Consider the following 25,828-nt stretch of genomic DNA (forward strand, 5'->3'; position numbering starts at 1 on the left):
CAATCGGCCTAAGGTAGAACGGTTCGCTACCGACATCCCACCATGGGCCAGGCGATCGAGAAGCGATAGGCCTTGCAGCCGAGCTCCCTGATGAGAGCGATGTCCTCCTTGTAGCGATGGTAATGCTCATTGGCCCGATCGCCATTGGTGCCGTCCTCGATCTTGCCGGGGATGCGGGTGAAGCCGTCCCAGATCGAGGCCCCTCGCCCGTCCTCGTTGACCGCGCCCTCGACCTGATAGGACGAGGTCGCCGTGCCCCAAACAAAGCCGGCCGGAAAGCCGCCGGCGCTGCGTAGTGTTGATGCTGGCCTTGCGCTTGCTGCTTCAATGGGACTTGCCATTCCAGCTGCGGACAGCTTCGCGAACTGGCGACGCGAGAACTTGTCCAGCACTGGTACTGCTCCACTTCCATCGTTCCGGGCCGCCAATGACGAGTTCCGGTCGATTTGAGAAGCAGCGTACCTCGCTGTCTCGACTACAACCGACGCTCACATCTGTCGTCTCCGGCGTGGAGCGCCGATAAAGCATTATCGGACCAAACCATCGTTTAGTTGAATAGAACCCGGCTCCTGATGTCTCATCCCGACGGCTTGCACCGAAGCGGATCGGACGCCCCCGTGTGGATACCGGGACTTTTCTGTGTCCAAGGCATGAAACTCGCATGACAAGACACCGGGAGATCCGTAACTTTTCGCTTTGAACGCGCACGAGGGGACAGGGGTGATTCGCACTGACGTAAGCCCGATGGCGTTGCGTGGTGACCGGCACGGCCAAGATGTCGTTGCCGGCCTCACGCCGAGCGTTTCGTTCGCTCTGGTGCGCCATGCGCCGCGAGAGATGCTGCGCGTTTTACGGTGCGGCCCTGCCGTCACCGTGGAGATCTACTGGCCGTCGGGAGAGGCAGGCCTCTTCCTGCGGTGCCGTATCGAGCTGAGCTCGAGAGACCAGTGGCGGTTCCGGCACCGGCGGCACGCCCATCAGGCTGCGAACCATCAATCATCTCAATTGGCGATCCTTGCCATGACATTGCTGCTCGCCGTCTGCGGCTGGAGCGTCGGCGGAGCCGAGGGCATGCAGCGGGCGCTGTTGGGAAGCACGCCCCGTCCCGACGAAACGGTCATCTCGCGCGAGAACGTGTATCGCTGGTTCGGTGCCCGCCTGCTGTCCCCTGCCGAGGTGCCGGACCTGTTCGCCATTCTGGCAAGAGTTTGCGGCCGGGCCGGGCTGGTGCGATTGCCGGATCTCTATTGCCTGCCGGCACCGCGCGACATGAATGCCTATGCGCTCGGCGGACCGGAACGCAGTGCCATCGTGTTAACCGAGGGCCTGCTCCGCGGCCTGACGCGCGACGAGATTGCCGGGATATTGGCTCATGAAGTCGCTCATATCCGCAACAATGACGCCTGGACGATGGGCTGGGCGACAGCATTGCGACGCGCGATCGATTGGACCTCGCTCGCTGGTCTCGCGCAGTTGCGAACCAGCCATCATCACGGTGGCATGACATCGAGCCGGCCATTGGCGATGCTGCTGAGCACAGCGCCAATGCTCGGCCAGCTCCTCGGACTTGCTCTGTCGCGCGTTCGCGAACTGGATGCAGATGCAACGGCGCTCGAACTGACCGGCGACTCGCGAGCGCTCATCGCCGCACTCGACAAGCTGGAGCGCCATCACACCGGCTCTGCACCAAGCCGCACGTCCGCATTCGTGCATGATCCGGCGCGCTTGCTTCGCAGCCATCCCGCCACCTCCGAGCGCGTCGGCACATTGCTCAACCTCGCCTATTAGCATTCGCTGAAGTTGGCACCGATGCACATCGGAAGGCTCGCTAACCAGGCAAAGAGTGCTGACGAAATTCCGCGCGGCTTGAAATTTTTGCGAAAGACGATTGCCGCCAAAATATCGCCGCGCTTTCGCGAAACTATTTCGACGTGAGTACGTTTTCCGCGTCTCTGCTCATTGCAGAACGGGAGAGACCAGCGTAATTGCCAAGCGTCTGAGCGGACGTAGGACATAAACAATAAATCGCTGGCCACCGTGCCAGTGAGGAAAATCCGCTCCCATATCTTTCGACGGCTATCATTAGCCGCTCTAAAACATTTCACCGTCGGCTTGTCACCTTGAGGGGACGCAACTCGCGCCTCCCAGGCAGACGATATTGCTTGATTGCTTGCGGCTGAAACTTTCGTGCCAAGCATTTGAACTTGAAGGTCCAACGCCGACGCACCGGCGTGACGAACCGCCATTTCCAGCGAAGGGGTCGCACATGCGACCGGCCTTGGCAGGATTTTGGGCTGAGGGCACCACCATCGGAGATCAAGCGATGACCTATTATGACACCCTGCAACAGAACCTCGCGCATGGTTCGCCATTCGGCCAGTTCGGTCCGCAACAATGGGGATCGGGAGCTTTCGGTGCGCAAGGCGGCCAACAGTATGGAGGCGGCGGTCTCGGATTGGGCCAGGCGGCCTATGGACAGCAATACGGACAGTTCGGCGGTCAGCCGACCTTTGGCGCGTTTGGATATGGCCCCGCCGGAGGCGGACAAATGGGCTGGGGTCAGCAACCCTGGGGCGGACAACAACGCCAGCTTTCGCAGCAGGACGTGAGCGAGGTCGTGCGGCAATTAATACCGGCGCTGCCTCAAATTCTCGCGCAAGCTCAAACTCCGTTCGCAGGAATGGGCTATGCGGCTTACGGCCAGGCGCCGCGGCAGCTAAGTCCGCAAGACGTGAGCGAGGTCGTGCGGCAGATCCTGCCCATCGTGCCGCAGATCGTGGGAATGCTGCAAAGCCAGCCCCAAATGCAGCATTCGGCCATGCATGGCGGTATCGGTCAGGGTCAGTTCGGAGGCCCCGGTCAATTCGGTCTCGGCTATCCCACGCAGACTCAGCCAGCGCAGATGTGGGGTTCGCAGTTCGGCGCGCCGCAGTTCCAGGCGGCATTCGGCGGTCCGACGGGCTTGGGCCAGCAGCGACAGCTGACGCAGCAAGACGTCGCCGACATCACCCGCCAGCTGATCGGCGTCATTCCCCAGGTCATCGGCAACCTTCAGGCCTACGGCCAGCAGCGGATGATCTGACCGCGCGGTAAGGCGCGACCGCCGTCCAAAGCGGCGGTCGCGCCTCGCCCTTGCGCATGCTTCCTCCGAAGGAGACCCCTCATGTCGGATTCCAATCCCTCCGCCGCATCGGCGTCACAGCGCCACTTACCAGACATTCAGCAGCTCGTGGGCCTGCTTGGCAATTTGATGCCGCTGCTCTTGCGCCTGCAGTCGCAAGGGTTCGAGCAGCCGTTCCGAACCGTGCCCGGCAACTTCCCGATGCCGAACCCGGTGCTCGATCATCAGGCTGCGGAAAACATGATCGGAGACATGATCGCAGAATCATTGCGTTCGCTCTCTGCCTATCTCGAGGCCAACGCTGGACAGCATGCGGGCCTGGAAAACTGCGTCTCGATCGTCACCCAGGCAGCCAACAAGTTTACCGAGCGGGATTTTGCGCAGGCCTTCAACCTGATCTATTTCGCCTATCGCGCGATCGAAGCCGCCCGCGCGGCCGATCCCCGCATTCCGTTGCTGAGACAGGCTTCGATCGATCGCACGCAATCTTCTATCCACTGAAATCAAGGAGGCGACGCCATGGCAACAGGTCCAGATGATGCGCGACCGACCTCGAGCGACAATCGACGCAAACCAGTGCGCAGCACTCAATACATGATCGCGCCGGCGAGCGCCGGCATCAGCGCTCAAACGCTGGCCGAACAACTCAACCAGTTCGGCAACATCCTGTGGACCCACGACCAGCGCGGCGTCAGTGGCCCGCCAATTGCGGTCGTGCGCATGCCCGACGAAGCCGCCGCCGCCTTGCGCCGCTCCACCGCCGGCAGCTTGATCATCGAGTCGGACAGCCACCTGCGCGCTGCATCCTTTGCCGGCCCGGCCTCCTCTTTCATCCCGGCGGCCACGACGATGACCGCACTCGGGCCGGACCTCAAGGTGACGATCCGGGTCCTCAGCGAAACAGGTGCGCCTGTGGAAAAAGCAACTGTGCAGCTCGTCGGCGAGCAGTCGTCAGCTCAAGGACGGACGGACCGTGATGGCAACGTCGATCTGACGCTGCGGGACGAAGTGCCGGAAACAATCGCCGTCATTTTCGTCAGCGCGCGCTCTGGCCATTGGGGCTTGTGGCAACAGCGACCGAATATCGAGATCGATGCGGCGAACACCTTCACCCTGAAACCGTTGCCGCTGCCTGGCGGGCTCGATTGGGGCGGCGAAGCGATGCGCTTCGATCAGATTCCCGACCACTGCCGTGGTGCTGACGTCAAGATCGCGCTCATCGACAGCGGCGTGGCGACCAGCCACAAGCAATTGGCTGACATCAAGCACGGTATCGATGCCCGACGTGGCGAAGATCGCTCATGGTCAAAGGACGTCACTGGCCACGGCACGCCTTGCGCAGGTATCATCAATGCGGCTGCGCAGGCAGATCGCGGTATCCGCGGCTACGCCCCGGACAGCGAGCTGCATGTTTGCAAGCTTCCTCTGGATGCCCGTTGCAGCGACTTGATCGCGGCGCTCGATGATTGCCTGCAAAACGGCATCGACGTGGCGTGCGTCGGAGTCGGTTGCGAGCGTGGCTCCGTGCTGGTTGAACAGCACATTGCCATGGCCAAGCAGCAAGGAGTCAGCATCATTGCCGCTGCCGGCAACTCCGGAGAGGGCGTACTGTTTCCAGCCTGTTCCCCGCATGTCATGGCCGTCGGTGCGGTCGGACGGATGGGAAGCTTCGCGGAAGACAGTCCGCAGGCGGCGCAGGCCGCAGCCGCCGCTGCGGCGGCGGGCGGGTTGTTTGTACCGCCGTTTTCCTGCCGCGGGTCCGAACTCGACCTGTGCGCGCCCGGTGTTGCGGTCATTGCCTGCCAGTCGCCGGACGGCTACGCCGTCTGCGACGGCACCTCGCTCGCAGCGGCTCACGTTGCCGCGCTTGCGGCCTTGATCCTCGCCGACCACGCCGACTTCAAGGGCAGCTTCATCGCCAAGGATGCCCACCGGGTCGAACGGCTGTTTCAAATTCTGAAGGAGACGGCGCAGCCCATCGGCCATCCATGGCAGACCGGGGCCGGGTTGCCGGATGCAGCCCGCGCGCTGGGCGTCTGGTCCGATCAGCGGCCCCTTGCCATGCCTCTGAATGCCGGACTGCGCGAGATGCGCAGCGCCATTCGGCAGCTCGATCGGATTCCATTCGGCGCAAGCCAGGCGATGATATTCGAGCCGCCACGCGGCCCGGCCAACGTGACCCGGCTCCCGTTGAATCCGGCCCCTCTGGCGTTCCAGGCTGCCGGCGGGGGAACAGCGACGGTGCATGAACTCAGAGCAGCGATGGCGCTCGCGGGTCTAGCGGACGGACCGTAGAGGATGATTGGGCCCCCGTCCTAGAACGTCACCCTCATCCCCGCATAGAATGCGCGCGGCCTTGCCGGGCTGAGCGAGCGCGGGTCGGTGAACTCGGCACCGCCATTGGTGAAGTTGGGCACGGCTTCGCGGTCGAAGAACTGTCCGTAGGTCGCGTAGCGCTTGTCGAAGATGTTGTCGATCTTGCCGTAGAGCTGGACGTTCCTGGTCACCTGGTAGGAGGTGTGGAGATTGAACACGGTATAGGACGGCAGCTTCGCATATTGATTGGACTCGTCGCCGACCAGATATTGGCTGGAGACGAACAGCGCGTTGCCGCCGACCTTCCAGACGTCGGTGACGGCATAGTCGACGCCGATCTTGACCCGGTGGCGCGGGATGGCCGGGAGCTGGTTGCCGGGCGAGACCTGGATGTTGCCGTCGGCGTCGGCGAACGGGCTGTTGGAGCCGATGGTCAATGCGTCGAGGAAGCGCGCGTCGACGAAGGCGTAGCTCGCCTGGAATTGAAGCGTCGGCGATTTGATGTTGATTTCGGCCTCAAGGCCCTGCCGCCGGGTGCGGCCGACATTGGAAAAATAGCCAAAGCCGGTGCGCCCGGGAACGGGGATGGCGACGATGTCGTCGTAGTTGGTGGCGCGGAAGCCGCCGAGCTTCCAGCCGAGCGTGCCGATGTTCAGCTCCCTGCTGCCGCGCAAGCCCGCTTCCACGGTCTTGGACACGACCTGTTTCAGCGGCGGATCGGAGACGAGAAACGCGGCGATGAGACAGGGACGGGTTGGATCGGAGCAGCCGAGCTCCAGCGGCGTCGGCGCGCGGTTGGCCTCGGAATAGCCGGCATAGGCCGTCAACTCCGGCGTGATCTTGTAGGTGCCGCCGATCACCGGATTGAAACGGGTGAAGGTGTGATCGCCGTTGAGATCGGCCCCGAGCTGATCCTCCAGGGTAATGCGCGCCACGTTGAAACGGCCGCCGCCCGTCACGGCAAACGCATCTGTGACGTTGAACGTGTCCATCGCGTACAGGCCGTTATATTGATTGACGGTCCGCAGCGAGACGGGACCGGCGACGGTGTCCGGCACGCCGGTCGGCCCCAGGAAGAGGCCGCTGCCGCTGACGACGTAGTTTTCTCCAATCGTACCGATCTCGGCGGTGGCGTTGTAGCGCGTGACGCTGGCGTCGTAAGTCGCGCCCATCACGAAGCGGTTGTCGTGGCCGAACAGTTGATCGGTGTTGGTGGCCTGCCCTGATACGCCGAAGGTGGTCGACCGTATCGAGCTCCGGTCGATCTCGCCGAAAATGGTCCCGGACGCGAAAGGATTGGCAAGCGGCAGGCCGTTCACGCCGTTTGCCGGTGTGGCGCCGTCGCCGAAGCAAAGAAGGCCGGCGAGCCCCGGATCGGTGCATTCCTGCGCGTCGGTCGGATTGCCATCGACGAGTTGCTGCTCGTAGCGGCGCACATGCGCGGTGCCTTCGAGCGTCCAGGTCGGCGTCGCATCGACCTTGCCGGTCAGGTTGAGATAGCCGACGCGGTTGGAGGTGATCTGCGGTGTCGTGTAGGTCGCGCCCCAATATTTGTCGAGCAGCTGGGCCGGAACGGTGGCGCTGGCGCCGAAATCGTTTTTGGCGACTCCCATGTTGGCGTGGAATTCGCTGTCGCCGGCCTTGTAGCCGACATCGCCGTAGAAGCGCCGCACGTCCGACTGGGAGAAATTGCGGAAGCCGTTGTCGTGCAGGCCTTCGAGCGCGGCATAGACGCCGTAGTTCTTGTCGACCGTCTTGCCCCATTGCGCCGAGCCCTGGATGCGGCCGAACGAGCCGCCCATGAGATCAAGCTCCGCCCCCTGATAGGTAAAACCGTCCTTCATTTGCAGATTGATCGCGCCGCCCAGCGCGTTGAGGCCGAAGACGGGGTTGTTGGTCACGAGCGTCACCGACCGGATCGCCGCGGTCGGGATCAGGTCCCAGTTGACGGCGTCGGAGAAGGCTTCGTTGATGCGCACGCCATTCTGATACACCGCAAGGCCCTGTGGCGTACCCGTCACGGGCGAGGCGACGAAGCCGCGGAATTCGACATCCGGCTGAAACGGATTGCCTGTGACCTCACTGATGTTGACGCCGGCGATGTTATCGCGGAGCGCGTCGGTGATGTTCAACGAGCCGGTGCGCTTGATCTGGCTTGCGTCGACGGCGTTGATCGCCGACGGAACCTTGTCGACATCAAGACCCCTGCCGGTACCCGGCGCGGTCGGGTAGACGTAGAGGCGCGTCTTGGGGCCGGCTGATGACGGCGCCCCGACGCGCGCGACCGGGCGCGATGACGCGGTGCGCCGCGCCGTTGACGGCGGCGGCGCCGTCACTTCGACCGGCGGCAAGTTCTGGACGTTGGTTTCCTCGTCCTGCGCGGCCCCCGCGGGGATCGCGAAGATCAACCCCGACACCAGCCCGGTCGAAACCGAGGCCATCACCAAACGACGCTTGAACCAAAGAGGCTTGAACCAAAGAGCCTTGAACCAACGAGCCTTGCCCATCCCCAGCCTTCCCATCCGAGACCACCGGCTGTTTTGATCTTCGCCGGTTGGTCGAGAGGAGTGTAATCGGCAGCCGCCCACGCGCCAGCCACAAAAGGTCGGGCAATATCCGCACCCGTTTTCCCGACGAAATCGGGAATTTTTCCCGATGATTGAAATCCGCTGCACACTTTTCCGGATCATGCTCTAGCGGCGCGATCAGACCGCCACCGTCGGAACCAGCGCCTCGACGGTCAGACCGCCATCGCCGGAGACGACGTCGAGCGTGCCGCCGAGCGCCAGGATCCGCTCGCGCATGCCGACCAGGCCGAAGCCGAGCTTCTGGCCCGGCTCCATGCCGCGGCCGTTGTCGCTGACCCGCACCCGGGCGCAGCCGCGGCCGTCGCTCGCCACCTGCGCCACCGGCTCGATGACGACATTGACCGAGGTCGCGCCGGCGTGGCGGAACACGTTGGTGAGCGCCTCCTGCACGATGCGGTAGATGGTGAGGTCGGCGGTCTCCCCCGTGACGCCAAGCGCCGGCGAGATCACGGTCTCGATGGCGACATCGGGATGCGACTCCCGCCACAGCCGCGACAGCGATTCCAGCGCCTGGCGCAGGCCGAGCTCGGCAAGGCCGACAGGCCGGAGACGCTCCAGCACGCGGCGATTGAACTGCTGGAGCGCGTTGATCTGCTCCAGCATGGCGCTGCCGTGTTTTCGCACGGCCTCGGCGCTCGGGGCGCCTCCGTCCGCCTGCTTCGCCAGCGCGCTGGCATGCGCGCGCAACGAGAACAGATACGGCCCGAACTCGTCATGGAGTTCGCGCGCGATCTCCTTGCGCTCGACGTCCTGGAGCGACACCGTTCGCTCGGCGAGGCGCCGCTTGTCCTCGACCGCCTCGCTGAGCGTTGCCGCAAGATGGTTGAGCTTGGTGCAGATCGCGGCGAGCTCCGGCGCGCCGCCCGGCGCGACGCGCGCCTGATAGCGCCCGTCTTCGAGCTCGGCCATCACATCCGCGAGGGACTTGAGCGGCGCCAGTGCCCGGCCGACCACATTCATCATCACCAGGAACAGCGCGAGCGCGATCACCGAGCCGACCTCGAGCTGGGTCACGATGGCGTCCCAGATCTCGGCGATCTCGTCATCGGGATGGGAGGTGATCAGAAGCGAGCCCGGCTGGCCATGGATCGAGACGGGTACGCTCACCGCGGTCTGCTCGGGATGAACCAGGCTGACGAACCAGGCCGGCGGCCCGCGCGTGTCGTCATCGGCGTCGGTCCGGGGCTGCGTCAGCGGACTGCCGCCTTCGTCCCGAAGCGCGATGCTGACATGGCGCAGCCGGCTGAGATCGCGCGCGATCTGATTCAGCCTGGCGTCCGGATCGGGCGCCTCGTTGAGATCCGCAACGATCATCTCGATGAATTCGCGCGCGAGCCGGATCACGCTCTGGTCCTCGGCCTGCACGCGCGGCCCGGCTTCCGCGACCTGGCGGCCGATATTGACGGCGAGCCCCAGCGCCAGCAGCAGCGCCAGCAGCAGGTTGATGCGCCCGCGCAAGGATAGATTTTGCCACATTGGTCTCGCCCGTGCCCCCGCGAAGGATCGCCCGCGCCTGCCCGATGACGTTGACAGAGGCGAAGCGCCCGATATCTAATCGAAAGCGTACAGCAATCCCGGCCGGGCGCGAAACAGGCCGGTGCTGTCGCGAGGAACGCCTATGCGCATTTTGATCGTCGACGATCATCCCATCGTGGCTTCCGGCTGCCGTGCCGTGCTGGCCGACGAGGGCGAGATCGAGATTTTGGAGGCCGCCGACGCCGAAGACGGCGAGTGCGTCTTCATCGTCGAGCGCCCCGACCTCTCGATCATCGACATCAACCTGCCGACCGTGTCCGGCTTCGAGCTCGCGCGCCGCATCCTCGAGCGCGCGCCCGAGGCCCGCATCATCATGTTCAGCATGAACGACGACCCTGCTTTCGCGGCGCGTGCGATCGAGTGCGGCGCCAAGGGCTACGTCTCCAAGACCGGCGACCCCGACGATCTCGTCGAGGCGATCCGCACCGTCGGCAGCGGCGGCACCTATCTGCCAAGCGCGATCGCGCGCAGCATCGCCTTTGCGGGACCCGCGCTGGCGCAAAGCCCGCTGTCGAAGCTGAACGCGCGCGAGATGGAGATCTTGCGGTTGCTCAGCGCCGGAAAGAGCCTTTCCGAGATCGCCTGGCTGGTGCAGTCCTCCTACAAGACTGTCGCCAACACTTCGTCCATCATGCGCCAGAAGCTCGGAGTGAAAACCTCTGTCGAGCTGGTGCGGCTGGCGATCGACAGCGGCGTGGCCTGACGGCCGCCACGAATTCGGTCAGACAAGCGTTGCAATCCTGATGTGGCTTGATGCCACGGAGCATGACGGCATGACGATCCAGACTGTCTCGACCAATACATCCTATGGCGGCGTGCAGGGCGTGTATCGCCATGCCAGCCAGGCGACCGGAACCGACATGGTGTTCTCGGTCTATGTTCCCCCGCACGCGCAGGGCGCCAAGCTGCCCGTGGTCTGGTATCTCTCCGGCCTCACCTGCACGCACGCCAACGTCACCGAGAAGGGCGAATTCCGCAAAGCCTGCGCCGAACTCGGCCTGATATTCGTCGCGCCCGACACCAGCCCGCGCGGGCCCGACGTGCCGGGCGATGCCAACAATTCCTATGATTTCGGCCTGGGCGCCGGCTTCTATGTCGACGCGACGGAAGCACCGTTTTCACGCAATTATCGCATGTGGAGCTACGTCACCGACGAACTGCCAAAACTCGTGGCGGAGACCTTTCCAGTCGATGCCAAGCGGCAATCGGTGATGGGTCATTCGATGGGCGGCCACGGCGCGCTGACGGTCGCGCTGCGCAACCCACACCGTTTTCGCGCGGCCAGCGCCTTCGCCCCGATCGTGGCGCCGTCGCTTGTGCCCTGGGGCATCAAGGCGCTGACCGGCTATCTCGGCCCCAACAAGGATACCTGGCGCAGCCATGACACGGTGGCGCTGATCGAGGACGGCGCGACGTTTTCGGGCTTCCTGGTCGACGTCGGCGAGGCCGATAACTTTTTGAAGGAGCAGCTTCGTCCTGAACTGCTGCAGGCCGCCTGCGCCAAGGCCAACATCCCGCTGACGCTGCGGCGGCACGCCGGATACGATCACAGCTATTATTTCATCTCGACGTTCATGGGCGACCATCTGCACTGGCATGCGGAGAGATTGAAGGGGTGAGTTTTCTTCCTTCTCCCGTTGTGGGAGAAGGTGGCGCGAAGCGCCGGATCAACTCACGGCTTGCCGTAATTCGGCGCCAGCAACCGGTTGCGGATCAGATAGCTCATCGTGCGCGTCCAGGATTCATCCGTGTTGCCGCGCATGTCGGCGCTGGCGGCCGTGATCATGGTGCCGGTCTTCACGTCGCGCAGGTAGATGTTCAGATTGATGATCAGGTTCGAGACCTTCTGCACCATGCCGGTGATCTCCAACTCGGCACCTAACTGCCCGGCAAGCTTGAGGTCGCAGCCGCCGCAGGCCTGCAGATTGGCGTGATGGGCGGCGTCCCTGACCGGCGCGATGTCGAGCACCTGGAACCTGCCTGAATCCGTCAATTCCTTGCGGAGCTGCTCGCTGATGCGCACCAGCCGCGCCTCTTCAAGCTTGGAGCCATAGAACTCGCCGGGCAGGCTGGTGTCGATCAGTTCGAAATCGAACACCGCGAGTTTCGGCGGATCGGCAAACGCGACTGATGCCGTCAACAGCAAAGCGGCGAAACATATCAACGCTCGCATGATCGTGATTCCAGGCCTCGCGCGCGCGAGGACGAAATGCGGGGTTGCAAGCCGGGCCAAATCGGTCATGCTTTAGCAGAGACAATTCTCCACCGGCGGTCAAGCCAGGGAGAACATCTGGAGGAAACATGATCCGATGGTTGGTCGGCCTGATCGGCTTGGGTCTTGCTGCGACGAGCGCGCTCGCGGCCGACCCCGTCATGATCGGCGTCGGCTATCTCGGCGTCGCCGGCACCAGATCGACGCTGTCGCTGGTCGAGCAGCCCGCGGACAATGACGGCGTCGCCGGCGCGCGCCTGGCGATCGAGGACAACAACACCACCGGCAAATTCCTCAACCAGCGATTTGCGCTGGAGGAGCGGCGCATCAAGGAGGGCGAGGATGCCGTGCAGGCCGCCACCGACCTCGCCGCACGCAACGGCTTCATCATCGCCGACCTGCCGGCCGACGCGCTGCTGAAAGTCGCCGACGCCCTGCGCGAGCGCGGCACGCTGCTGTTCAACGCCGGCGCGATCGACGAGCGGCTGCGCGAAGCCGATTGCCGCGCCAACGTCATCCACACCGCGCCGACGCGCGCTATGCTGGCCGATGCGCTCGGCCAATATCTGGTGTGGAAGCAGTGGAAGCGCTGGCTGCTCGTGGTCGGCTCGCATGACGAGGATAGGCTGTTCGCCGATGCGCTCCGGCGCACCGCGACGCGGTTCGGCGCCAAGATCGTGCAGGAGCGCAGCTTCGAGGACAAAGGCGGCGCGCGCCGCACCGACTCGGGCGTGACGCTGATCCAGCGCCAGATGCCGGTGTTCACGCAACAGGCGCCGGCATACGACGTGCTGGTCGCCGCCGACGAGAGCGAGGTGTTCGGCGCGTACCTGCCCTATCGCGCCTGGGATCCGCGGCCTGTCGCGGGCTCGGCCGGCCTCGTGCCGCGGAGCTGGGACGCAGCGCAGGACCAATGGGGCGCAATCCAGATGCAGAACCGCTTCGTCAAGCTGAACGCGCGGCGGATGACCGCGCTCGACATGCAGGCCTGGACCGCCGTGCGCATGATCGGCGAGGCCACCTCCCGCACCAATTCCGGCGACGTCAGGAAGGTCACAGATTTCATCAAGGGTCCGGATTTCTCGGTCGCCGCCTTCAAGGGCACAAAGCTGACCTTACGCGACTGGAACCTGCAGCTGCGCCAGCCGATCCTGCTGGTCGACGGCCGCATGGTGGTGTCGGTGTCGCCGCAGGAAGGATTCCTGCATCAGGTCTCCGAGCTCGACACGCTCGGCTATGACCGCCCGGAGAGCAAATGCAAGCTGAAATGAGTGTTTGCGACATGAGATCGAGCTGCGACCGCAACGGTGCTGTGCCCCCTCCCCCGCCTGCGGGGGAGGGTTGGGGAGAGGGTGTCTCCACAAGCGATACCCCCCTAGAGGAGAGAACCCTCACCTGCATCGCATCTTACGATGCGACGCGACCTCCCGCGCAAGCGGGGGAGGTGAAATCAACCCGCAGCGGAATGTTGCGCATGTGGCGTGTGGGGTTGCTGTCCGGACTGGCGCTGGCGGCGACGCCCGCGCATGCGTTCATCGCCTATGTCTCCAACGAGAAGAGCAACACGGTGTCGGTGATCGACACCGAGAGCTGGACGGTAACCAAGACCATCAAGGTCGGCCAGCGCCCGCGCGGCATCGATTTCACGCGCGACGGCAAGTTCGTGATGGTTGCGGTCGGCGACGACGACACCATCCAGATGATCGACGCGAAGACGCAAAGCGTGGTGGACAGCCTGCCTTCCGGGCCCGACCCTGAATTGTTTGCACAGGATGCCGCCGGCAAGATCCTCTATGTCGCCAACGAGAACGACAACACGGTGACCGTGATCGACCTCGATAAGCGCGCGCGCCTTGGCGACATCCAGGTCGGCGTCGAGCCCGAGGGCATGACCATCAGCCCGGACGGCAAGACGCTGATCAACACGTCCGAGACCACCAACATGGCGCATTTCATCGACACATCGTCGCGCCAGATCGTCGCCAACGTGCTGGTCGATGCGCGGCCACGCTTTGCAGAATTCAAGCACGACGCGTCCGAATTGTGGGTGTCCTCGGAGATCGGCGGCACCGTGTCGATCATCGACCCCGGAAAGCACGAGGTGACCGGCAAGATCAATTTCGAGATTCCGGGGTTGAGGAAAGAGGCCATCCAGCCCGTCGGCATCGGCATGACCCGGGACGACAAGACCGCCTTCATCGCGCTCGGTCCCGCCAACCGCGTCGCCGTGGTCGATACCGCCTCGCGCAAGGTGACGAAATATCTGCTGGTGGGACAGCGGGTCTGGCACATGGCGTTCACGCCGGACGAGAAATATCTGCTCACCACCAACGGCGTGTCGAACGACGTCTCCGTCATCGACGTCGCCGCGCAAAAAGTGATCAAGACCATTCAGGTGGGCGAACTGCCCTGGGGCATCACGATCGCGCCATGACCAGCCCTGCTCCCATCGCCGAACAACGCGGAACGCCAAGGCCTGATCCGGCGGCGGTGCCCGCACTGTCGATCGACGGCGTCAGCCACGCCTATGGCCCGCGGCGCGCGCTGATGGACGTGTCCTTCAACGTTCAGCCCGCGAGCTTCACGGCCCTGCTCGGCCTCAACGGCGCAGGCAAGAGCACGCTGTTCTCGCTGATCACGCGCCTGTTCGGCATCCAGTCCGGCCGCGTCGGCATTTTCGGCCATGACATCAGCAAAAGCCCCGGCGAAGCGCTGCGGTTGCTCGGCGTCGTGTTCCAGCCGCGCACGCTCGATCTCGATCTGTCGCTGACGCAGAACCTGCTCTATCACGCCGCGCTCCACGGCATCAGCCGCCGCGAAGCGCGCGCGCGAGCCGCCGAGCTGCTCGGCCGCATCGGGCTTACCGAGCGCGCCGGCAGCAAGGTGCGCGATCTCTCAGGCGGGCAGATGCGGCGGCTGGAGATCGCGCGGGCGCTGCTACACCGGCCGCGCCTGCTGTTGCTGGACGAGCCGACCGTCGGCCTCGACGTCAAGGCGCGCGCCGACATCATCAGCCATGTCCGCCAATTGGTGACAGAGCAAGGCATCGGCGTGCTCTGGGCCACGCATCTGTTCGACGAGATCATGGCCGGTGACGATCTCGTGGTGCTGCACCAGGGCAAGGTTCTGGCGCAGGGGCCGATGGGTCGCGTCGTCGCGGAAGCCGGCGCGCAGGACGTCAACACCGCCTTCATGCGCCTGACCGGCGCGCAGACCCTGCCGGGCGGCGGCACATGAGCAGCATCATCACACGCGAGGCGCCGCGCGGCTTCTCGTTCCAGGAGTACATGACCTGCCTCACCGGCATCGTCTGGCGCGAGGGGCTCCGCTTCCTGCACCAGCGCGAGCGTTTCGTCTCGGCGCTGGTACGACCGCTGGTGTGGCTGTTCATCTTCGCCGCGGGCTTCCGCCAGGTGCTCGGCATCTCCATCATCCCGCCCTACGAGACCTACATCCTCTATGAGGTCTTTATCGCGCCGGGGCTGATGGCGATGATCCAGCTCTTCAACGGCATGCAGTCCTCGCTGTCGATGGTCTATGACCGCGAGATGGGCAACATGCGCACGCTGCTGGTAAGCCCACTGCCGCGCGGCTACCTGTTGTTCTGCAAGCTGCTCGCGGGCACCGCGGTGTCGCTGCTCCAGGTCTACGCGTTCCTGCTGATCGCCTGGTTCTGGGACATCACCCCTCCCCTGTCAGGCTATCTCACCGTGCTGCCGGCGCTGATCCTGTCCGGACTGATGCTGGGCTCGCTCGGCATGCTGATCTCCTCCGGCATCAAGCAGCTTGAGAGCTTTGCCGGCGTGATGAATTTTGTCATTTTCCCGATGTTCTTCGCCTCCTCGGCGCTCTACCCGCTCTGGCGGGTACAGGAGGGCAGCCCCTATCTCTATTATCTCTGCGAGGCCAATCCGTTCACCCATGCGGTCGAGCTGATACGTTTTGCGCTGTACGGACAGATCAACTGGATCTCGCTGGCGGTGGTCACTTGTTGCACAATCGTCTTCATGATCGGGGCGATCTATGCCTATGATCCCTCGCGCGGGCTGGCGCGACGGGGCCCTGCGGGAGGCGAAGGATGAAGGTTCGGATCGTGACGATGGCCGTTCTGACGCTCGCGCTGTCGGGCACGACCGCGCGCGCCGCCGATCCGCGCTATCCCGACTGGCCGTGCACCCAGGCAAAAGTTCCGGAGATCTCGCTCGCCGCCGTCTGGGCCGGTCCTGCGCTCGACGACGTGCAGAACAAGTGGAAGGACGACGCCAAGGTCAGCGCGCTGGTCTCGAAACTGTCGGCGCGCAAGACGCCGCTGGACGAGGCCGAGAAGTCGGTAAAGGAGTTTCTGGCGGGCTCCGCGGCCGACAAGACCGCGAATGCAAAACTGCTGTTCGCCGGCCTGTTCGATACGCTGAACGCTCAGCGCTCGCTGGTGATGGGAGGGCTCGAACGCGTCAGCCGCAAGCAGCGCGATGCCGCCGACAATATCCGCGAGGAATCGATTCAACTCCAGGCGCTCCAGGGTGCAACGCCGCGCGACGAGGCCAAGATCGAGGCGCTCAGCAACGAGCTGATCTGGAAGACCCGCATTTTCGAGGACCGCCACAAGGTCGTGCGGTTCGTCTGCGAGGTTCCGACCACCATCGACCAGCGCCTGTTCGCGCTCGGACGCGTGATCCAGCAGGAAATGGAATAGCGTCAGTTTTTGCCGTCGACTTCCGGAGAGTTCCCTTGGTTCATCGCAATCGTTAACATTTGCAACGCTATCGGCCGGAACCAAATCGATCTAGGATGTCTTGTCGAAGGGAATCCAAGATGTCGGGAGGCCTCGATGGGAACTACGAAATTTATCCTCGCAGGCGCTGCGGCCATCAGCGTGCTCGCGTCCAGCGCATTTGCTGACGACATGACCGGAATGGTCTCGCGGATCGACCGGCTCAACGGCACGATCTCGATCCAGCAGACACAGAAGGGAACGGTCGGCGGCAGCGCGGGCGGCGCCGGCGCGCTCCAGGAGTACAGGACCAAGGATGCCGCGATGCTCGACGCCGTCCATGCGGGCGACCGAGTGACGTACTCGGCGACCGACAATAACGGCACGGGCACGCTGACCAAGCTGCAGAAGCAGTAGGCCGGGATCTTTGCGGCCATCCTTTGAGACGCCCGCCTTTGGCGGGCTCCTCATGATGAGGTCTGGCTTCGCGGCGAAATGCTAGATCCTCAAGGTGTGGAGACCGCAAGCGGTCGCCTCGAACCACGAGGCCGTCGGTGGCGCGGATCGATTCAATTCGCCTGCTGCTCGGGCCGCGGCTCGGGCTGCGCCTCCTCAGTCGGAAGCCTTGCGCGCTCCCAGCCATCGGTGCCATCGGGATACCAGGCGAGGTTGGAATAGCCGTACGCGAGCGCGCGCTTGGCGGCATTCCAGGACATCCAGCAATCGGCCAGGCAATAGATCACCAGCAGCGCGGCCTTGTCGCCGTGCGATGCGCGCGCGAGGCCGCGTTGGAAATAGTCGTCCATGGCGGGCGGCAGCGTGCCGTAGCCGGTATCCGGCAGCCAGATGCTGCCCGGAATATTTTTGCGCGGCGCCTCGCGCCAGACGGTCCCCGCGGGAAGGTTCTTCGGCTTCGGCGCGCGCGGCAGCACGTCGATGAAGGCGCCGCTCTTCGCGTGCCAAATCGCCTCGGCTTCTGAAGTCGACAGCACACGTGCGCCGCCGAGCGTCGCCGGCACCGGCGCGCGGTAATTGTCGACGCGATAACCCTCGGGCTCGAACGGCTCCTGCTGCTGCGCGACTACCGGCGCCACCAGCGTGGCGGCGACGAGCGCAGCGGCAAGGTGCCGCCTCATGGCGTCTGCCTCATGGCGTCTTCTTGGCCGTCTCCGCGCCGAGCGGCCGATCGCTCTCGTCCAGCAGCGGCACGCCGAAATCGAGCAGGATCTTGTTGATCTCGCCCTGGTTCTCCTGGATCAGCTTGTTGAGCTGCCGCTTCCAGTTCTGGTCGGCGCCACGCACGCCCATGCCGATGCGATAGACCAGTTTTGGCCCGGTGGTTTCCTTCACCAGCGGCGTGACATGAAGCGAGCCTGCCTTCTTCGCGTAAAACCCTGCCATCGGTCCCCACAGCACGCCGGCGTCAATCTTGCCCGCCGTGAGATCATCGACCATCGCCTGCGCCGAATTGTCGTAGCGCGTGTCGATCATCAGCGGATAGGGTTTTGCATCACCCATCAATCCCGCGATGGCCATGTTGGTCGCAGGCGGCGTGCCAGCGACGATGCCGACATGCTTGCCCTTCAGCCTGGTATCCTCGAGCGTGTCGACCTCCTCGAGCCCGCTGCCTGCTTTCGCGACCAGCGCATAGCTCGTGCGGTAATAGGGATTGGTGCCTTGTACGAGGTCGTCGCCTTGGGGAAAGCCCATGATGACGTCGCAGCGATGCGAGCCGAGCGTCATGCGCACGAAGCCGGTGGCTTGCGGAAAAAAGACATAGTCGAGCTTCTTCTGGAGCTTGTCCGCAAACAGCTCGGCAAGCTTGTTCTCGAACCCCTCGCCCTTCTCGTTCGAGAACGGCAGATTGCGCGGGTCGGAACAGACGCGCAGCACCTTGGGATCGACCAGCTCGAAGGAGAGGTCGCCGGCATCGTTGGTCTGCGCGATGGCGACGTCGCCGAGCGCGCAAGACGCAACCAGGATACTCAGTGAAAACAACCAGCGACGATGTCGTCCGGCCTCCGTCATCGCGCTTCCTCCTAGGTTTGTTTGAATGCTAGCCATGCAACGCATGACGCGCCATGTTTTGCCAGAGTTTGCTGGCTTTTCTTTGTTGCAGTGCAATGCGCGCAACCCTTTGAACTGAGGCGGAAACGTGTCTCGCATCGCTCTCGTGATCGCAGCCTTGTCCCTGCTGGGGCTCACGACGCTAGCATGCGCCGCAGCGGCCGAATTGCCTGTGAGCGAAGTCGCGCCGGGAATCTTCGCACACTCCGGGACCATCGCCCTGATGACCCGCGAGAACGAGGGCGACATCGCCAATATCGGCTTCATCGTCGGCGAGGATGCGGTGGCCGTGATCGATACCGGCGGTAGCCTTCGCGAGGGCGAGGCGCTGCTGGCGGCGGTGCGGGCCCGCACCAGCAAGCCGATCCGCTACGTCATCAACACCCACGGCCATCCCGATCATGTCTTCGGCAATGCGGCCTTCACCGTGGGGGACACCATTTTCGTCGGTCACAGCAGGCTGCCGCGGGCGCTGGCTGCGCGCGGGCCATACTATCTCGACAATTTCGGACGTATCATGGGCGACGAATTGATCTCTCCCGTGAAGATCGTGCCGCCCACAATGCTTGTCACGGACACCCTGACGCTCGATCTCGGCTCGCGCCGCCTGACCTTGCGGGCCTGGCCGGCCGGGCACAGCGACAACGACCTGACCGTGTTCGATGAGACGACGAAGACGCTGTTCGCTGGTGACCTCGTCTTCCTGCGCCATATTCCGGTGATGGACGGCAGCATTCGCGGCTGGCTCGGGACCCTCGGGGAACTCGAGAGCATTCCGGCGCAGCGCGTCGTTCCCGGTCACGGGCCCGTGAGCGAATGGCCTGCAGCGCTGACCGATGAACGGCGCTATCTGATGGCGCTGCTGGCGGACGTCCGGGCATCGAACAAGAGGGGCGAGCCGATCCGAACCGCCGCAGACAAGGCGGCCGCCTCGGAGCGGTCGCATTGGGAGCTGTTCGACGACTACAACGCCCGCAACGCAACCGCAGCATTTTCGGAAATTGAATGGGAGTAGCGGACGCGCTACGATCGGCGAAACATTGCTTCGTCCGCGGGACCATGACCATGACGGGATGCATACGCCGCCGGACCTTGATCGCCCTGCTCCTCGGCATTGCATTTGCCGTGCCGGCGCAGGCTGAAGAAGCTTACGATCCCTGGCCGGACCTCGTGCAGGACATCTTCAGCAACCGTCCGATACATGACGGCGGCAATGTCATTGGCATCGAGATGCCGTATCGCGCCGAGGACGCGGCCATCGTGCCGGTAACCCTGCGCAGCAAGCTCTCGCCTGGCGATGCCCGCCGCATCCGATCGATCACGCTGGTGATCGATCGTAACCCGGCGCCGATGGCGGCGAAGTTCGAGCTCGGACCGGATGCCAACGTCACCGAAATCTCGACGCGCGTGCGCGTCAACAATTACACCGACGTCCATGCGGTGGCCGAGCTCAGCGACGGCCAGCTCTACGTCTCGAAAGTCTATGTAAAGGCCTCCGGCGGCTGCTCGGCCCCGGCGGGGAAGAATGCCGAGGAAGCCCAGAACCGGCTCGGGCAGATGCGCTACCGGCAATTCGCGCGCGAGGAGGCCCCGGCGAGCCGCATCCGTGAAGCGCAGATCATGATCGGCCATCCCAACAATTCCGGCCTGCAGATGGACCAGGTCACGCAGCTCTATATTCCCGCCTACTTCGTCAACCAGCTCAGGCTGACGCAGGACGACAGCCCCGTGCTCTCGATGGAAGGCGGCATCTCGATCTCGGAAGATCCCAATCTGCGCTTCACCTATGTGTCCAACGGCGCCAAGCGCTTTCGCGCGGAAGCGAAAGATACGGATGGACACGTGTTCCGCAACGAGTGGGACGTGGAGAAGCCGGGGACGTGACTAGAAACACCTTACCTCGGCTTCCGCCTGCGCACGCCTCAAATCATTCACGGCCGAGTTCGCCTGCTCCGACGTGCGGAACTGGACGCCGAGATTGCCGCGGACCTGGGACATGCTGAGCGCGGTTTCCGCGGTGACGTAGCGCTCATAGGTGACGATCGACGCCACGACGTCGATCGAGCAGGAACATTGCTCGATCGCCTGCCGGCTCTCGCCATTGGCCTTCATGCAGCCATAGACGTATTCAGCACGCGCCGCCGTCGGATAATCATTGGCCTCCTCGGCTCGCGCCGCGCACGCGGCCAGCACCGCCAATGCGGCGACAATCGGTCGTAGCTGTCCGGCCAGATTCATGAGCGTCCTCCCGCTGGTTGCGACGAAAGCTATGCTATGCGTATTGTCCTGAAAAGCACTCTGTCAGAGGAAACGGCTCACAAGGTGATGAGAGCACTTGGTTTGATAAGAGCACTTGGTCGACCATTGGCGCTTGCGGTGACGCTGGCGCTGACCCTAGCCGGACCCGGCCGCGCCGCGGATACCATCCGCCTTGCGGTGCAGAAGACCGGAACGTTCTCCTGGGAGCTGGCCGCGATCCGCGCCGGTGGCCTCGACAAGGAGGCCGACCTGTCGCTCGACGTCACCGAGCTTGCGAGCCCCGAGGCCGGCAAGATCGCGCTGCGCGCCGGCAATGCCGACATCATCCTGTCCGACTGGCTATGGGTGTCGCGCGAGCGCGCGCTCGGCGCCAAGCTTACCTTCCATCCCTATTCCAGCGCGCTCGGCGCGGTGATGGTGCCGGCCTCCTCGCCGATCAAGTCGCTCGCCGATTTGAAGGGCCGCAAGCTCGCCGTGGGCGGTGGTCCCATCGACAAGAGCTGGCTGCTGCTCCAGGCCCGCATGAAGCAGGACGGCATCGACCTGAAGTCGGAGGCGACCATCGTCTATGGTGCCCCGCCCCTGATCGCCGCCAAGACGCTCGACGGCGAGATGGATGCGAGCCTCAACTTCTGGAATTTCTGCGCCCAGCTGGAAGCCAAGGGTTTTAGGCGCCTCGCCGGCATCGAGGACATCTTGCCGAAGTTGGGGGCCAAGGGCGCGGTCTCCGCCGTCGGCTATGTCTTCGACGAGAACTGGGCGGCGAGCCATCGCGAAGCCGTGGCGCGCTTCATCGCGATGACGCGCAAGGCCAAGCAGTTGCTGATCACATCCGATGCGGCCTGGGACAAGATCGCGCCGCTCACCGGCGCGACCGATCCGGCCATGCTCAAGACCTACCGCGAGCGCTATCGCGACGGCATTCCGCGCCGGAGCATCGACGACGAGGAAAAGGACGCGCGCGTGCTTTACCGCGTGCTGGCCGAGATCGGCGGACGCGACCTGGTTGGGCCGGCGGCCGAGCTCGAGCCCGGCACCTTCTATCGCGCAGTTCCCGGAGACTGAGGTGCTGCGTCTTCTGTCGTTTGCCCTGTTCCTCGCGATCTGGTGGATTGCCGCGCTGTTCGTCGGCGCCGCAAAGCTGCCCTCCCCGCCGGCCGTGCTCAACGTCATCATCGCGGAAGCATCGAACGGCGCGCTGTTCCTGCATCTCGGCGCCACGCTCGCCCGCGTCACCCTCGCCTTCGTGCTGGCGATGTCGCTCGGCAGCGCCATCGGTTATCTGATGGGGCGGGTGAAGCTGGCCGACCGCCTCGGCGACCCCTGGCTGATCCTGCTCCTGAACCTGCCCGCGCTGGTCGTGATCGTGCTCGCCTATATCTGGGCCGGACTGACCGAGGCCGCCGCGATCGCCGCGATCGCCATCAACAAGCTGCCGACCGCCATCGTTACCCTGCGCGAGGGCACCCGCGCGCTCGACCGCTCGCTCGACGAGATGGCGAGCGTGTTCGCGATGCCGCGCTGGCGCGCGTTCCGCCACGTCGTGCTGCCGCAGCTGGCGCCGTATATCGCGGCCTCAGCCCGCTCCGGATTGTCGCTGGTGTGGAAGATCGTGCTGGTCGCCGAACTGCTGGGCCGGCCAAACGGCGTCGGCTTCGAGATCGGCATCGCCTTCCAACTGTTCGACACGCCGCGGCTGCTGGCCTACTCCCTGACATTCGCCGCCGTCGTGCTCGTGATCGAGACCGCGCTGGTGCAACCGTTCGAAGCCCGCGCAACACGGTGGCGACCCCGTGCGGCTTGAGGTCGATATCACAGGCAAGACGTTCAGGAGCGCCGCGGGCGGAACGCAGGAGGTGCTCGCGCCGGTCAAATTCGCGCTTCAGTCCGGCGAGGTCGGTGTGCTGATCGGCCCGTCCGGCTGCGGCAAGAGCACGATGCTGCGCATCATCCTCGGGCTCGACCGCGATTTCGGGGGGCATGTCTCGCGGCCGCCGGAGGCGAGGATCGGGATGGTGTTTCAGGAGCCGCGGCTGTTGCCGTGGCGCTCGGTCGAGCAGAACGTGCGGCTAGCTGCGCCCGATGTCAGCGATGCGAAGCTGTCGGAGCTTTTCAGAATCCTCGAGCTGGAGGCGCATCGCAGCCATTTTCCCGGCGAATTGTCGCTGGGGTTGGCCCGGCGCGTCGCGCTCGCCCGCGCCTTTGCGGTGGAGCCCGATCTGCTCGTGCTCGACGAGCCCCTCGCCTCGCTCGACGACGCACTCGCCGGCCGTTTGCGCGACGAGATCGCGACACTGGTGGCGAGCCGTCCGGTGATGACGCTGCTCGTCACCCACAGCCTGGACGACGCCATCCGGCTCGGCGACCGCCTGTTCTTGCTGTCGCCGAGGCCTGCACGCATTCTTGCCGAGGTACCCATCAGTATCCCACGCGCCGCACGCGGCGACGCAGAGATATCCGCGATCAAGGCAGACCTTGTCCGGCGGACCCAAGGCGAAAATGGCGGCGAACGCGCCGGGCGTGATGTCTCATAGGCAGCAGCCCCGGGCCCGTGCTAAATAAGCGGTCGGCGGAGTTGACCATGAAGCGAAGGATCGCCCTGACGACGCTTGGCCTCGCTCTTGTCGCGCTGGCGGCGCGAGCTCAGGACATGATGCGCGACGTCGACCTGTCATCGCCCGCCATGGTCTCCGCCGAAATGAGCCGGCAGGACGTCGAGGCCGTGCTCGCCAAGACCAGCGCTGGTACACCCGTAGACTTCACCGGCAAGCGCCTGTCGGGTCTCGACCTCTCCGGGCTCGATCTTTCCAACGCAATTCTGCGCGCGGCGCGGCTCAACAAGACGAGGCTTGTCGGCGCGAAACTCGATCATGCGATCCTCGATCAAGCGTGGCTGCTGGATGCGGATCTCACGGGCGCGAGCCTAAAGGGCGCCAACCTGTTCGCCTCGCAGATGGCACGTGCGCGTCTCGACGGCGCGGACCTGTCGGGAGCGCGCATTGCTGCCGACCTCACCGGCGCAAGCCTGGTCGGCGCCTCGATTGCGAACGCGCATCTTGGCGCCGATATGCGCAACCAGTCGATGGGGCTGATGCGTGCGGTATTGAGATCCACCAATCTGGAACGGCTGAACGCGCGCAACGCCGATTTGTCACGCGTCGACCTCGAATTCGCGGTCCTCAGGGGCGCCGACCTGACCGGTGCATCACTGAAAAACGCCCAACTCGGCGGAGCCGATCTGACCGGCGCCATCGTCATCGACGCCGATTTCGACGGCGCCGATCTCGTCTCGGCGAAGCTGATCGCACCGAACGGCCTTGACCGCGCCAAAAATTTCGACAAGGCAAAGAACCGCGAGCGCCTGATCACGAAATGACAGCGCTGCTTTGGGGAGGAATAGCTGATGCGTCGGTGTCTGATTTTGATCGCATTGTTGGTGTGCGGCGGCGAGGCCGCCGCACAGGCCAAGGGCAAGGGCATCAGGCTCTGGAATTTGACCTCGGAGACCATCACCGGCTTCCAGCTATCGCCGGCCGGCAAGCCCGAGTTCGGCCCGAACCAGACCTTGAACGACAAGGACAAGGAGGTCGATCACGACGAGCGGCTGCGCATCACCGGCGTCGAGCCCGGCCGCTATGATGCCAAGGTCAGCTTTCCCAATTCGCGCCAGTGCTTCGTCCTCGGTATCGAGATCAAGGCCGACGCGGTGTTTTCGATCGCCGACAAGGATCTGAAGGACTGCACCAAATAGTGCCGGCGTCACGCCTTGTCATTCGGGTGCGGATATTCGCAACGCCATCGCACCGCCTGCCACTTCGGATGGTCGCCGATCCATTGCGCGATATAGGGCGGCGCAGCCATCGCGCATTGCGTCGGCGACCCCGCATAGTTGAACACCAGATGCTGCTCCTCGCAGGTCGCAGGCGAGAGCAGCGCACACACAGTCACCACTAGGTCGATCGGATTCATGCCGGGATCCTCGCAGAGGCGATGGAGATTAGCACAAATGGTTACGCTCCACGGAGCGGGAAGTTTCAATCCGGTGGGAGAAACGGGAGGCTTTTTCCTCTCTCCCTGCACGCGGGGAGAGGCGAAGAGCGCGCCTAGAAATTGACGCCGAATATGACCCTTGCCTGGTGACGCTCGAAATTGACGAGGTCAAGATTGCCGCTCGATCCGGCCGGACGGCCCCAGGCCTGCATGCTCCAGCTCACGGTCAGGCGCGAGCGCTCGGAAAGCTGGAAATAAGCGGTCGGACCGACGAAGAGGGCCTGGCCTGCGAACTCGCCGAGGCCGATGCCTTCGTACTGCCGGAAGTAGCGCACCTCGCCGCCGAGCAGCACATCGGGCCGCACGCGCACCAGGCCGGCGAAAGCCGCGCCGATCGTCGAGCTCTTCTCGGACAGTCCCGCCACCTCGAAGCGCGCCCATTCGGGTTGATAGATCAGGTTGAGCGCCCCGATGGCGAAATTCGGGATCAGTTCGCGATCGAAGGCGAGCGTGAAATCGGTACCGTACATCCGGCCCTTTGCGCCGGAGGTCTCATCAATGCGGTCGCCATGGAGCTCGGCGGCGACAGTCAAGCCAAACGGCGCGCGCTCGCGATCGAGCAGGCGATAGCGCAGGTCGAGCGAAGCGCCCTGAAAATTGAACTGGCGGCGGTCGCCGATATCGGGGACGCCGGTGATGTCGTGCAGCGTGGCGGTGCCCCCGACCTCGATGCGGAAGTTCGGCAGCGGCACGATCTCGATCTCGACCTCCTGCGCGAGGGCGCGATAGGTCCCGCCGCCTTTGCCGAATCGCCCTGTCGTTTGGGTCTGGAATTCGCGCTCGCCGGGATTGCCGACATCGGTGCCGATCATGAAGCCGAAGATGTGCTCGGTATCAAAACCCTCTTCGGCGCTGACGCATGCCGGTGCGAGCGCGACGGTGCAGGCGGCTATGGTCCAGAAGGTATGGGCTCTCGCGCGCATCCCCAACACTACCACGGCTTCGACGGTGGTTGCCATCGAAGCCGC

The 25,828-nt window shown here is 64.3% G+C and carries 27 protein-coding genes and 1 pseudogene; 19 read left to right on the forward strand and 9 right to left on the reverse strand.

The window, feature by feature from the left end:
• Positions 1-38 precede the first annotated feature (38 nt).
• A pseudogene (locus QCM77_RS01000) lies at positions 39-392 on the reverse strand (family 1 glycosylhydrolase); the annotation flags it as partial.
• 304 nt (positions 393-696) lie between these two features.
• Here QCM77_RS01000 and QCM77_RS01005 point away from each other — a divergent pair.
• The 4 genes from QCM77_RS01005 to QCM77_RS01020 all read left to right on the forward strand — a co-directional run bounded on the left by QCM77_RS01005 (position 697) and on the right by QCM77_RS01020 (position 5,416).
• Positions 697-1,788 (forward strand): zinc metalloprotease HtpX, encoded by a 1,092-nt coding sequence (locus QCM77_RS01005; protein WP_279663553.1) that lies wholly within the window; start codon positions 697-699, stop codon positions 1,786-1,788.
• A 370-nt stretch (positions 1,789-2,158) separates the two neighbouring features.
• Positions 2,159-3,082 carry a hypothetical protein gene (locus tag QCM77_RS01010; protein WP_279681506.1) on the forward strand — a complete coding sequence of 308 codons (924 nt, stop codon included), beginning with the start codon at positions 2,159-2,161 and terminating at the stop codon, positions 3,080-3,082.
• A gap of 81 nt (positions 3,083-3,163) precedes the next feature.
• Positions 3,164-3,622, forward strand: coding sequence for a hypothetical protein (locus tag QCM77_RS01015; protein WP_279681508.1), 459 nt, complete (start codon positions 3,164-3,166; stop codon positions 3,620-3,622).
• A gap of 18 nt (positions 3,623-3,640) precedes the next feature.
• Positions 3,641-5,416, forward strand: a complete 1,776-nt coding sequence (locus QCM77_RS01020; protein WP_279681510.1) for a S8 family serine peptidase — start codon at positions 3,641-3,643, stop codon at positions 5,414-5,416.
• Between the two features lie 20 nt (positions 5,417-5,436).
• On the opposite strand, the gene QCM77_RS01025 is transcribed toward QCM77_RS01020, so the two are convergent.
• Both QCM77_RS01025 and QCM77_RS01030 read right to left on the reverse strand, forming a co-directional pair.
• Positions 5,437-7,944, reverse strand: a complete 2,508-nt coding sequence (locus QCM77_RS01025) for a TonB-dependent receptor (RefSeq protein WP_279681512.1) — start codon at positions 7,942-7,944, stop codon at positions 5,437-5,439.
• Positions 7,945-8,142: 198 nt separating this feature from the next.
• Complete coding sequence (locus tag QCM77_RS01030) at positions 8,143-9,501, reverse strand: histidine kinase (RefSeq protein WP_279681514.1); 1,359 nt, start codon at positions 9,499-9,501, stop codon at positions 8,143-8,145.
• Between the two features lie 142 nt (positions 9,502-9,643).
• Between QCM77_RS01030 and QCM77_RS01035 the strand changes: the two genes are divergently transcribed.
• Positions 9,644-10,264: a response regulator gene (locus tag QCM77_RS01035; protein ID WP_007612921.1), complete on the forward strand. Its 621-nt coding sequence runs from the start codon at positions 9,644-9,646 to the stop codon at positions 10,262-10,264.
• Positions 10,265-10,334: 70 nt separating this feature from the next.
• Complete coding sequence (fghA, locus tag QCM77_RS01040; protein ID WP_279681518.1) at positions 10,335-11,180, forward strand: S-formylglutathione hydrolase; 846 nt, start codon at positions 10,335-10,337, stop codon at positions 11,178-11,180.
• 53 nt (positions 11,181-11,233) lie between these two features.
• Here the strand turns inward: fghA and QCM77_RS01045 are convergent, their stop codons facing one another.
• On the reverse strand, positions 11,234-11,803 hold the full coding sequence (locus QCM77_RS01045) for a DUF3280 domain-containing protein (protein ID WP_279681520.1): 570 nt from the start codon (positions 11,801-11,803) through the stop codon (positions 11,234-11,236).
• Between the two features lie 59 nt (positions 11,804-11,862).
• Here QCM77_RS01045 and pedA1 point away from each other — a divergent pair, with 59 nt between their 5' ends.
• The 6 genes from pedA1 (at position 11,863) to QCM77_RS01075 (ending at position 16,901) form a co-directional block, all read left to right on the forward strand.
• Positions 11,863-13,044 (forward strand): lanthanide ABC transporter ABC transporter substrate-binding protein PedA1, encoded by a 1,182-nt coding sequence (gene pedA1 / locus QCM77_RS01050; RefSeq protein WP_279681521.1) that lies wholly within the window; start codon positions 11,863-11,865, stop codon positions 13,042-13,044.
• A gap of 194 nt (positions 13,045-13,238) precedes the next feature.
• On the forward strand, positions 13,239-14,207 hold the full coding sequence (locus QCM77_RS01055) for a YVTN family beta-propeller repeat protein (RefSeq protein ID WP_279681688.1): 969 nt from the start codon (positions 13,239-13,241) through the stop codon (positions 14,205-14,207).
• A complete protein-coding gene (pedB, locus tag QCM77_RS01060) occupies positions 14,204-15,010 on the forward strand; it encodes a lanthanide ABC transporter ATP-binding protein PedB/LutE (RefSeq protein ID WP_279663542.1) in 807 nt (268 codons plus the stop codon). Before QCM77_RS01055 ends, pedB begins: the two co-directional genes overlap by 4 nt.
• Entirely contained in the window at positions 15,007-15,855 is an 849-nt protein-coding gene (pedC, locus tag QCM77_RS01065) for a lanthanide ABC transporter permease protein PedC (protein WP_279681523.1), read from the forward strand. Before pedB ends, pedC begins: the two co-directional genes overlap by 4 nt.
• Entirely contained in the window at positions 15,852-16,466 is a 615-nt protein-coding gene (locus tag QCM77_RS01070; RefSeq protein WP_279681525.1) for a BAR domain-containing protein, read from the forward strand. The genes pedC and QCM77_RS01070 overlap by 4 nt, the downstream gene beginning before the upstream one ends.
• Before the next feature lie 135 nt (positions 16,467-16,601).
• Positions 16,602-16,901: a copper-binding protein gene (locus QCM77_RS01075; RefSeq protein WP_279663539.1), complete on the forward strand. Its 300-nt coding sequence runs from the start codon at positions 16,602-16,604 to the stop codon at positions 16,899-16,901.
• A 152-nt stretch (positions 16,902-17,053) separates the two neighbouring features.
• Here QCM77_RS01075 and QCM77_RS01080 read toward each other — a convergent pair whose 3' ends face one another.
• Together QCM77_RS01080 and QCM77_RS01085 are read right to left on the reverse strand one after the other, a co-directional pair.
• The gene (locus QCM77_RS01080; protein WP_279681526.1) at positions 17,054-17,620 is read right to left on the reverse strand and encodes a PQQ-dependent catabolism-associated CXXCW motif protein; all 567 of its coding nucleotides are present in this window, start codon (positions 17,618-17,620) and stop codon (positions 17,054-17,056) included.
• Positions 17,621-17,630: 10 nt separating this feature from the next.
• Positions 17,631-18,512 (reverse strand): substrate-binding domain-containing protein, encoded by an 882-nt coding sequence (locus QCM77_RS01085; protein WP_279663537.1) that lies wholly within the window; start codon positions 18,510-18,512, stop codon positions 17,631-17,633.
• A 127-nt stretch (positions 18,513-18,639) separates the two neighbouring features.
• On the opposite strand from QCM77_RS01085, the gene QCM77_RS01090 reads away from it, so the two are divergent.
• Together QCM77_RS01090 and QCM77_RS01095 are read left to right on the forward strand one after the other, a co-directional pair.
• The gene (locus QCM77_RS01090; RefSeq protein ID WP_279681527.1) at positions 18,640-19,566 is read left to right on the forward strand and encodes a quinoprotein relay system zinc metallohydrolase 2; all 927 of its coding nucleotides are present in this window, start codon (positions 18,640-18,642) and stop codon (positions 19,564-19,566) included.
• Positions 19,567-19,616: 50 nt separating this feature from the next.
• Positions 19,617-20,435 (forward strand): quinoprotein dehydrogenase-associated SoxYZ-like carrier, encoded by an 819-nt coding sequence (locus QCM77_RS01095; protein ID WP_279681529.1) that lies wholly within the window; start codon positions 19,617-19,619, stop codon positions 20,433-20,435.
• On the opposite strand, the gene QCM77_RS01100 is transcribed toward QCM77_RS01095, so the two are convergent.
• Complete coding sequence (locus tag QCM77_RS01100) at positions 20,436-20,789, reverse strand: hypothetical protein (protein ID WP_279681531.1); 354 nt, start codon at positions 20,787-20,789, stop codon at positions 20,436-20,438.
• Between the two features lie 87 nt (positions 20,790-20,876).
• Between QCM77_RS01100 and QCM77_RS01105 the strand changes: the two genes are divergently transcribed.
• Genes QCM77_RS01105 through QCM77_RS01125 form a run of 5 tightly spaced genes read left to right on the forward strand, consistent with a single transcriptional unit; the run spans position 20,877 to position 24,561 of the window.
• Positions 20,877-21,875 carry an ABC transporter substrate-binding protein gene (locus tag QCM77_RS01105; RefSeq protein ID WP_279663533.1) on the forward strand — a complete coding sequence of 333 codons (999 nt, stop codon included), beginning with the start codon at positions 20,877-20,879 and terminating at the stop codon, positions 21,873-21,875.
• A gap of 1 nt (position 21,876) precedes the next feature.
• Positions 21,877-22,614, forward strand: a complete 738-nt coding sequence (locus QCM77_RS01110) for an ABC transporter permease (RefSeq protein ID WP_279663532.1) — start codon at positions 21,877-21,879, stop codon at positions 22,612-22,614.
• Positions 22,604-23,344 carry an ABC transporter ATP-binding protein gene (locus QCM77_RS01115; protein WP_279663530.1) on the forward strand — a complete coding sequence of 247 codons (741 nt, stop codon included), beginning with the start codon at positions 22,604-22,606 and terminating at the stop codon, positions 23,342-23,344. Before QCM77_RS01110 ends, QCM77_RS01115 begins: the two co-directional genes overlap by 11 nt.
• A gap of 47 nt (positions 23,345-23,391) precedes the next feature.
• Positions 23,392-24,186: a pentapeptide repeat-containing protein gene (locus QCM77_RS01120; RefSeq protein ID WP_279663527.1), complete on the forward strand. Its 795-nt coding sequence runs from the start codon at positions 23,392-23,394 to the stop codon at positions 24,184-24,186.
• A 27-nt stretch (positions 24,187-24,213) separates the two neighbouring features.
• On the forward strand, positions 24,214-24,561 hold the full coding sequence (locus QCM77_RS01125; protein ID WP_279663525.1) for a hypothetical protein: 348 nt from the start codon (positions 24,214-24,216) through the stop codon (positions 24,559-24,561).
• A gap of 8 nt (positions 24,562-24,569) precedes the next feature.
• Here QCM77_RS01125 and QCM77_RS01130 read toward each other — a convergent pair whose 3' ends face one another.
• Together QCM77_RS01130 and QCM77_RS01135 are read right to left on the reverse strand one after the other, a co-directional pair.
• Positions 24,570-24,779 (reverse strand): hypothetical protein, encoded by a 210-nt coding sequence (locus QCM77_RS01130; RefSeq protein ID WP_018460297.1) that lies wholly within the window; start codon positions 24,777-24,779, stop codon positions 24,570-24,572.
• Between the two features lie 134 nt (positions 24,780-24,913).
• Positions 24,914-25,819, reverse strand: a complete 906-nt coding sequence (locus QCM77_RS01135; protein ID WP_279681532.1) for a DUF6662 family protein — start codon at positions 25,817-25,819, stop codon at positions 24,914-24,916.
• Positions 25,820-25,828 lie beyond the last annotated feature (9 nt).

It is taken from the genome of Bradyrhizobium nivariense (assembly GCF_029846695.2).
In the GTDB taxonomy this organism is placed as follows: domain Bacteria; phylum Pseudomonadota; class Alphaproteobacteria; order Rhizobiales; family Xanthobacteraceae; genus Bradyrhizobium.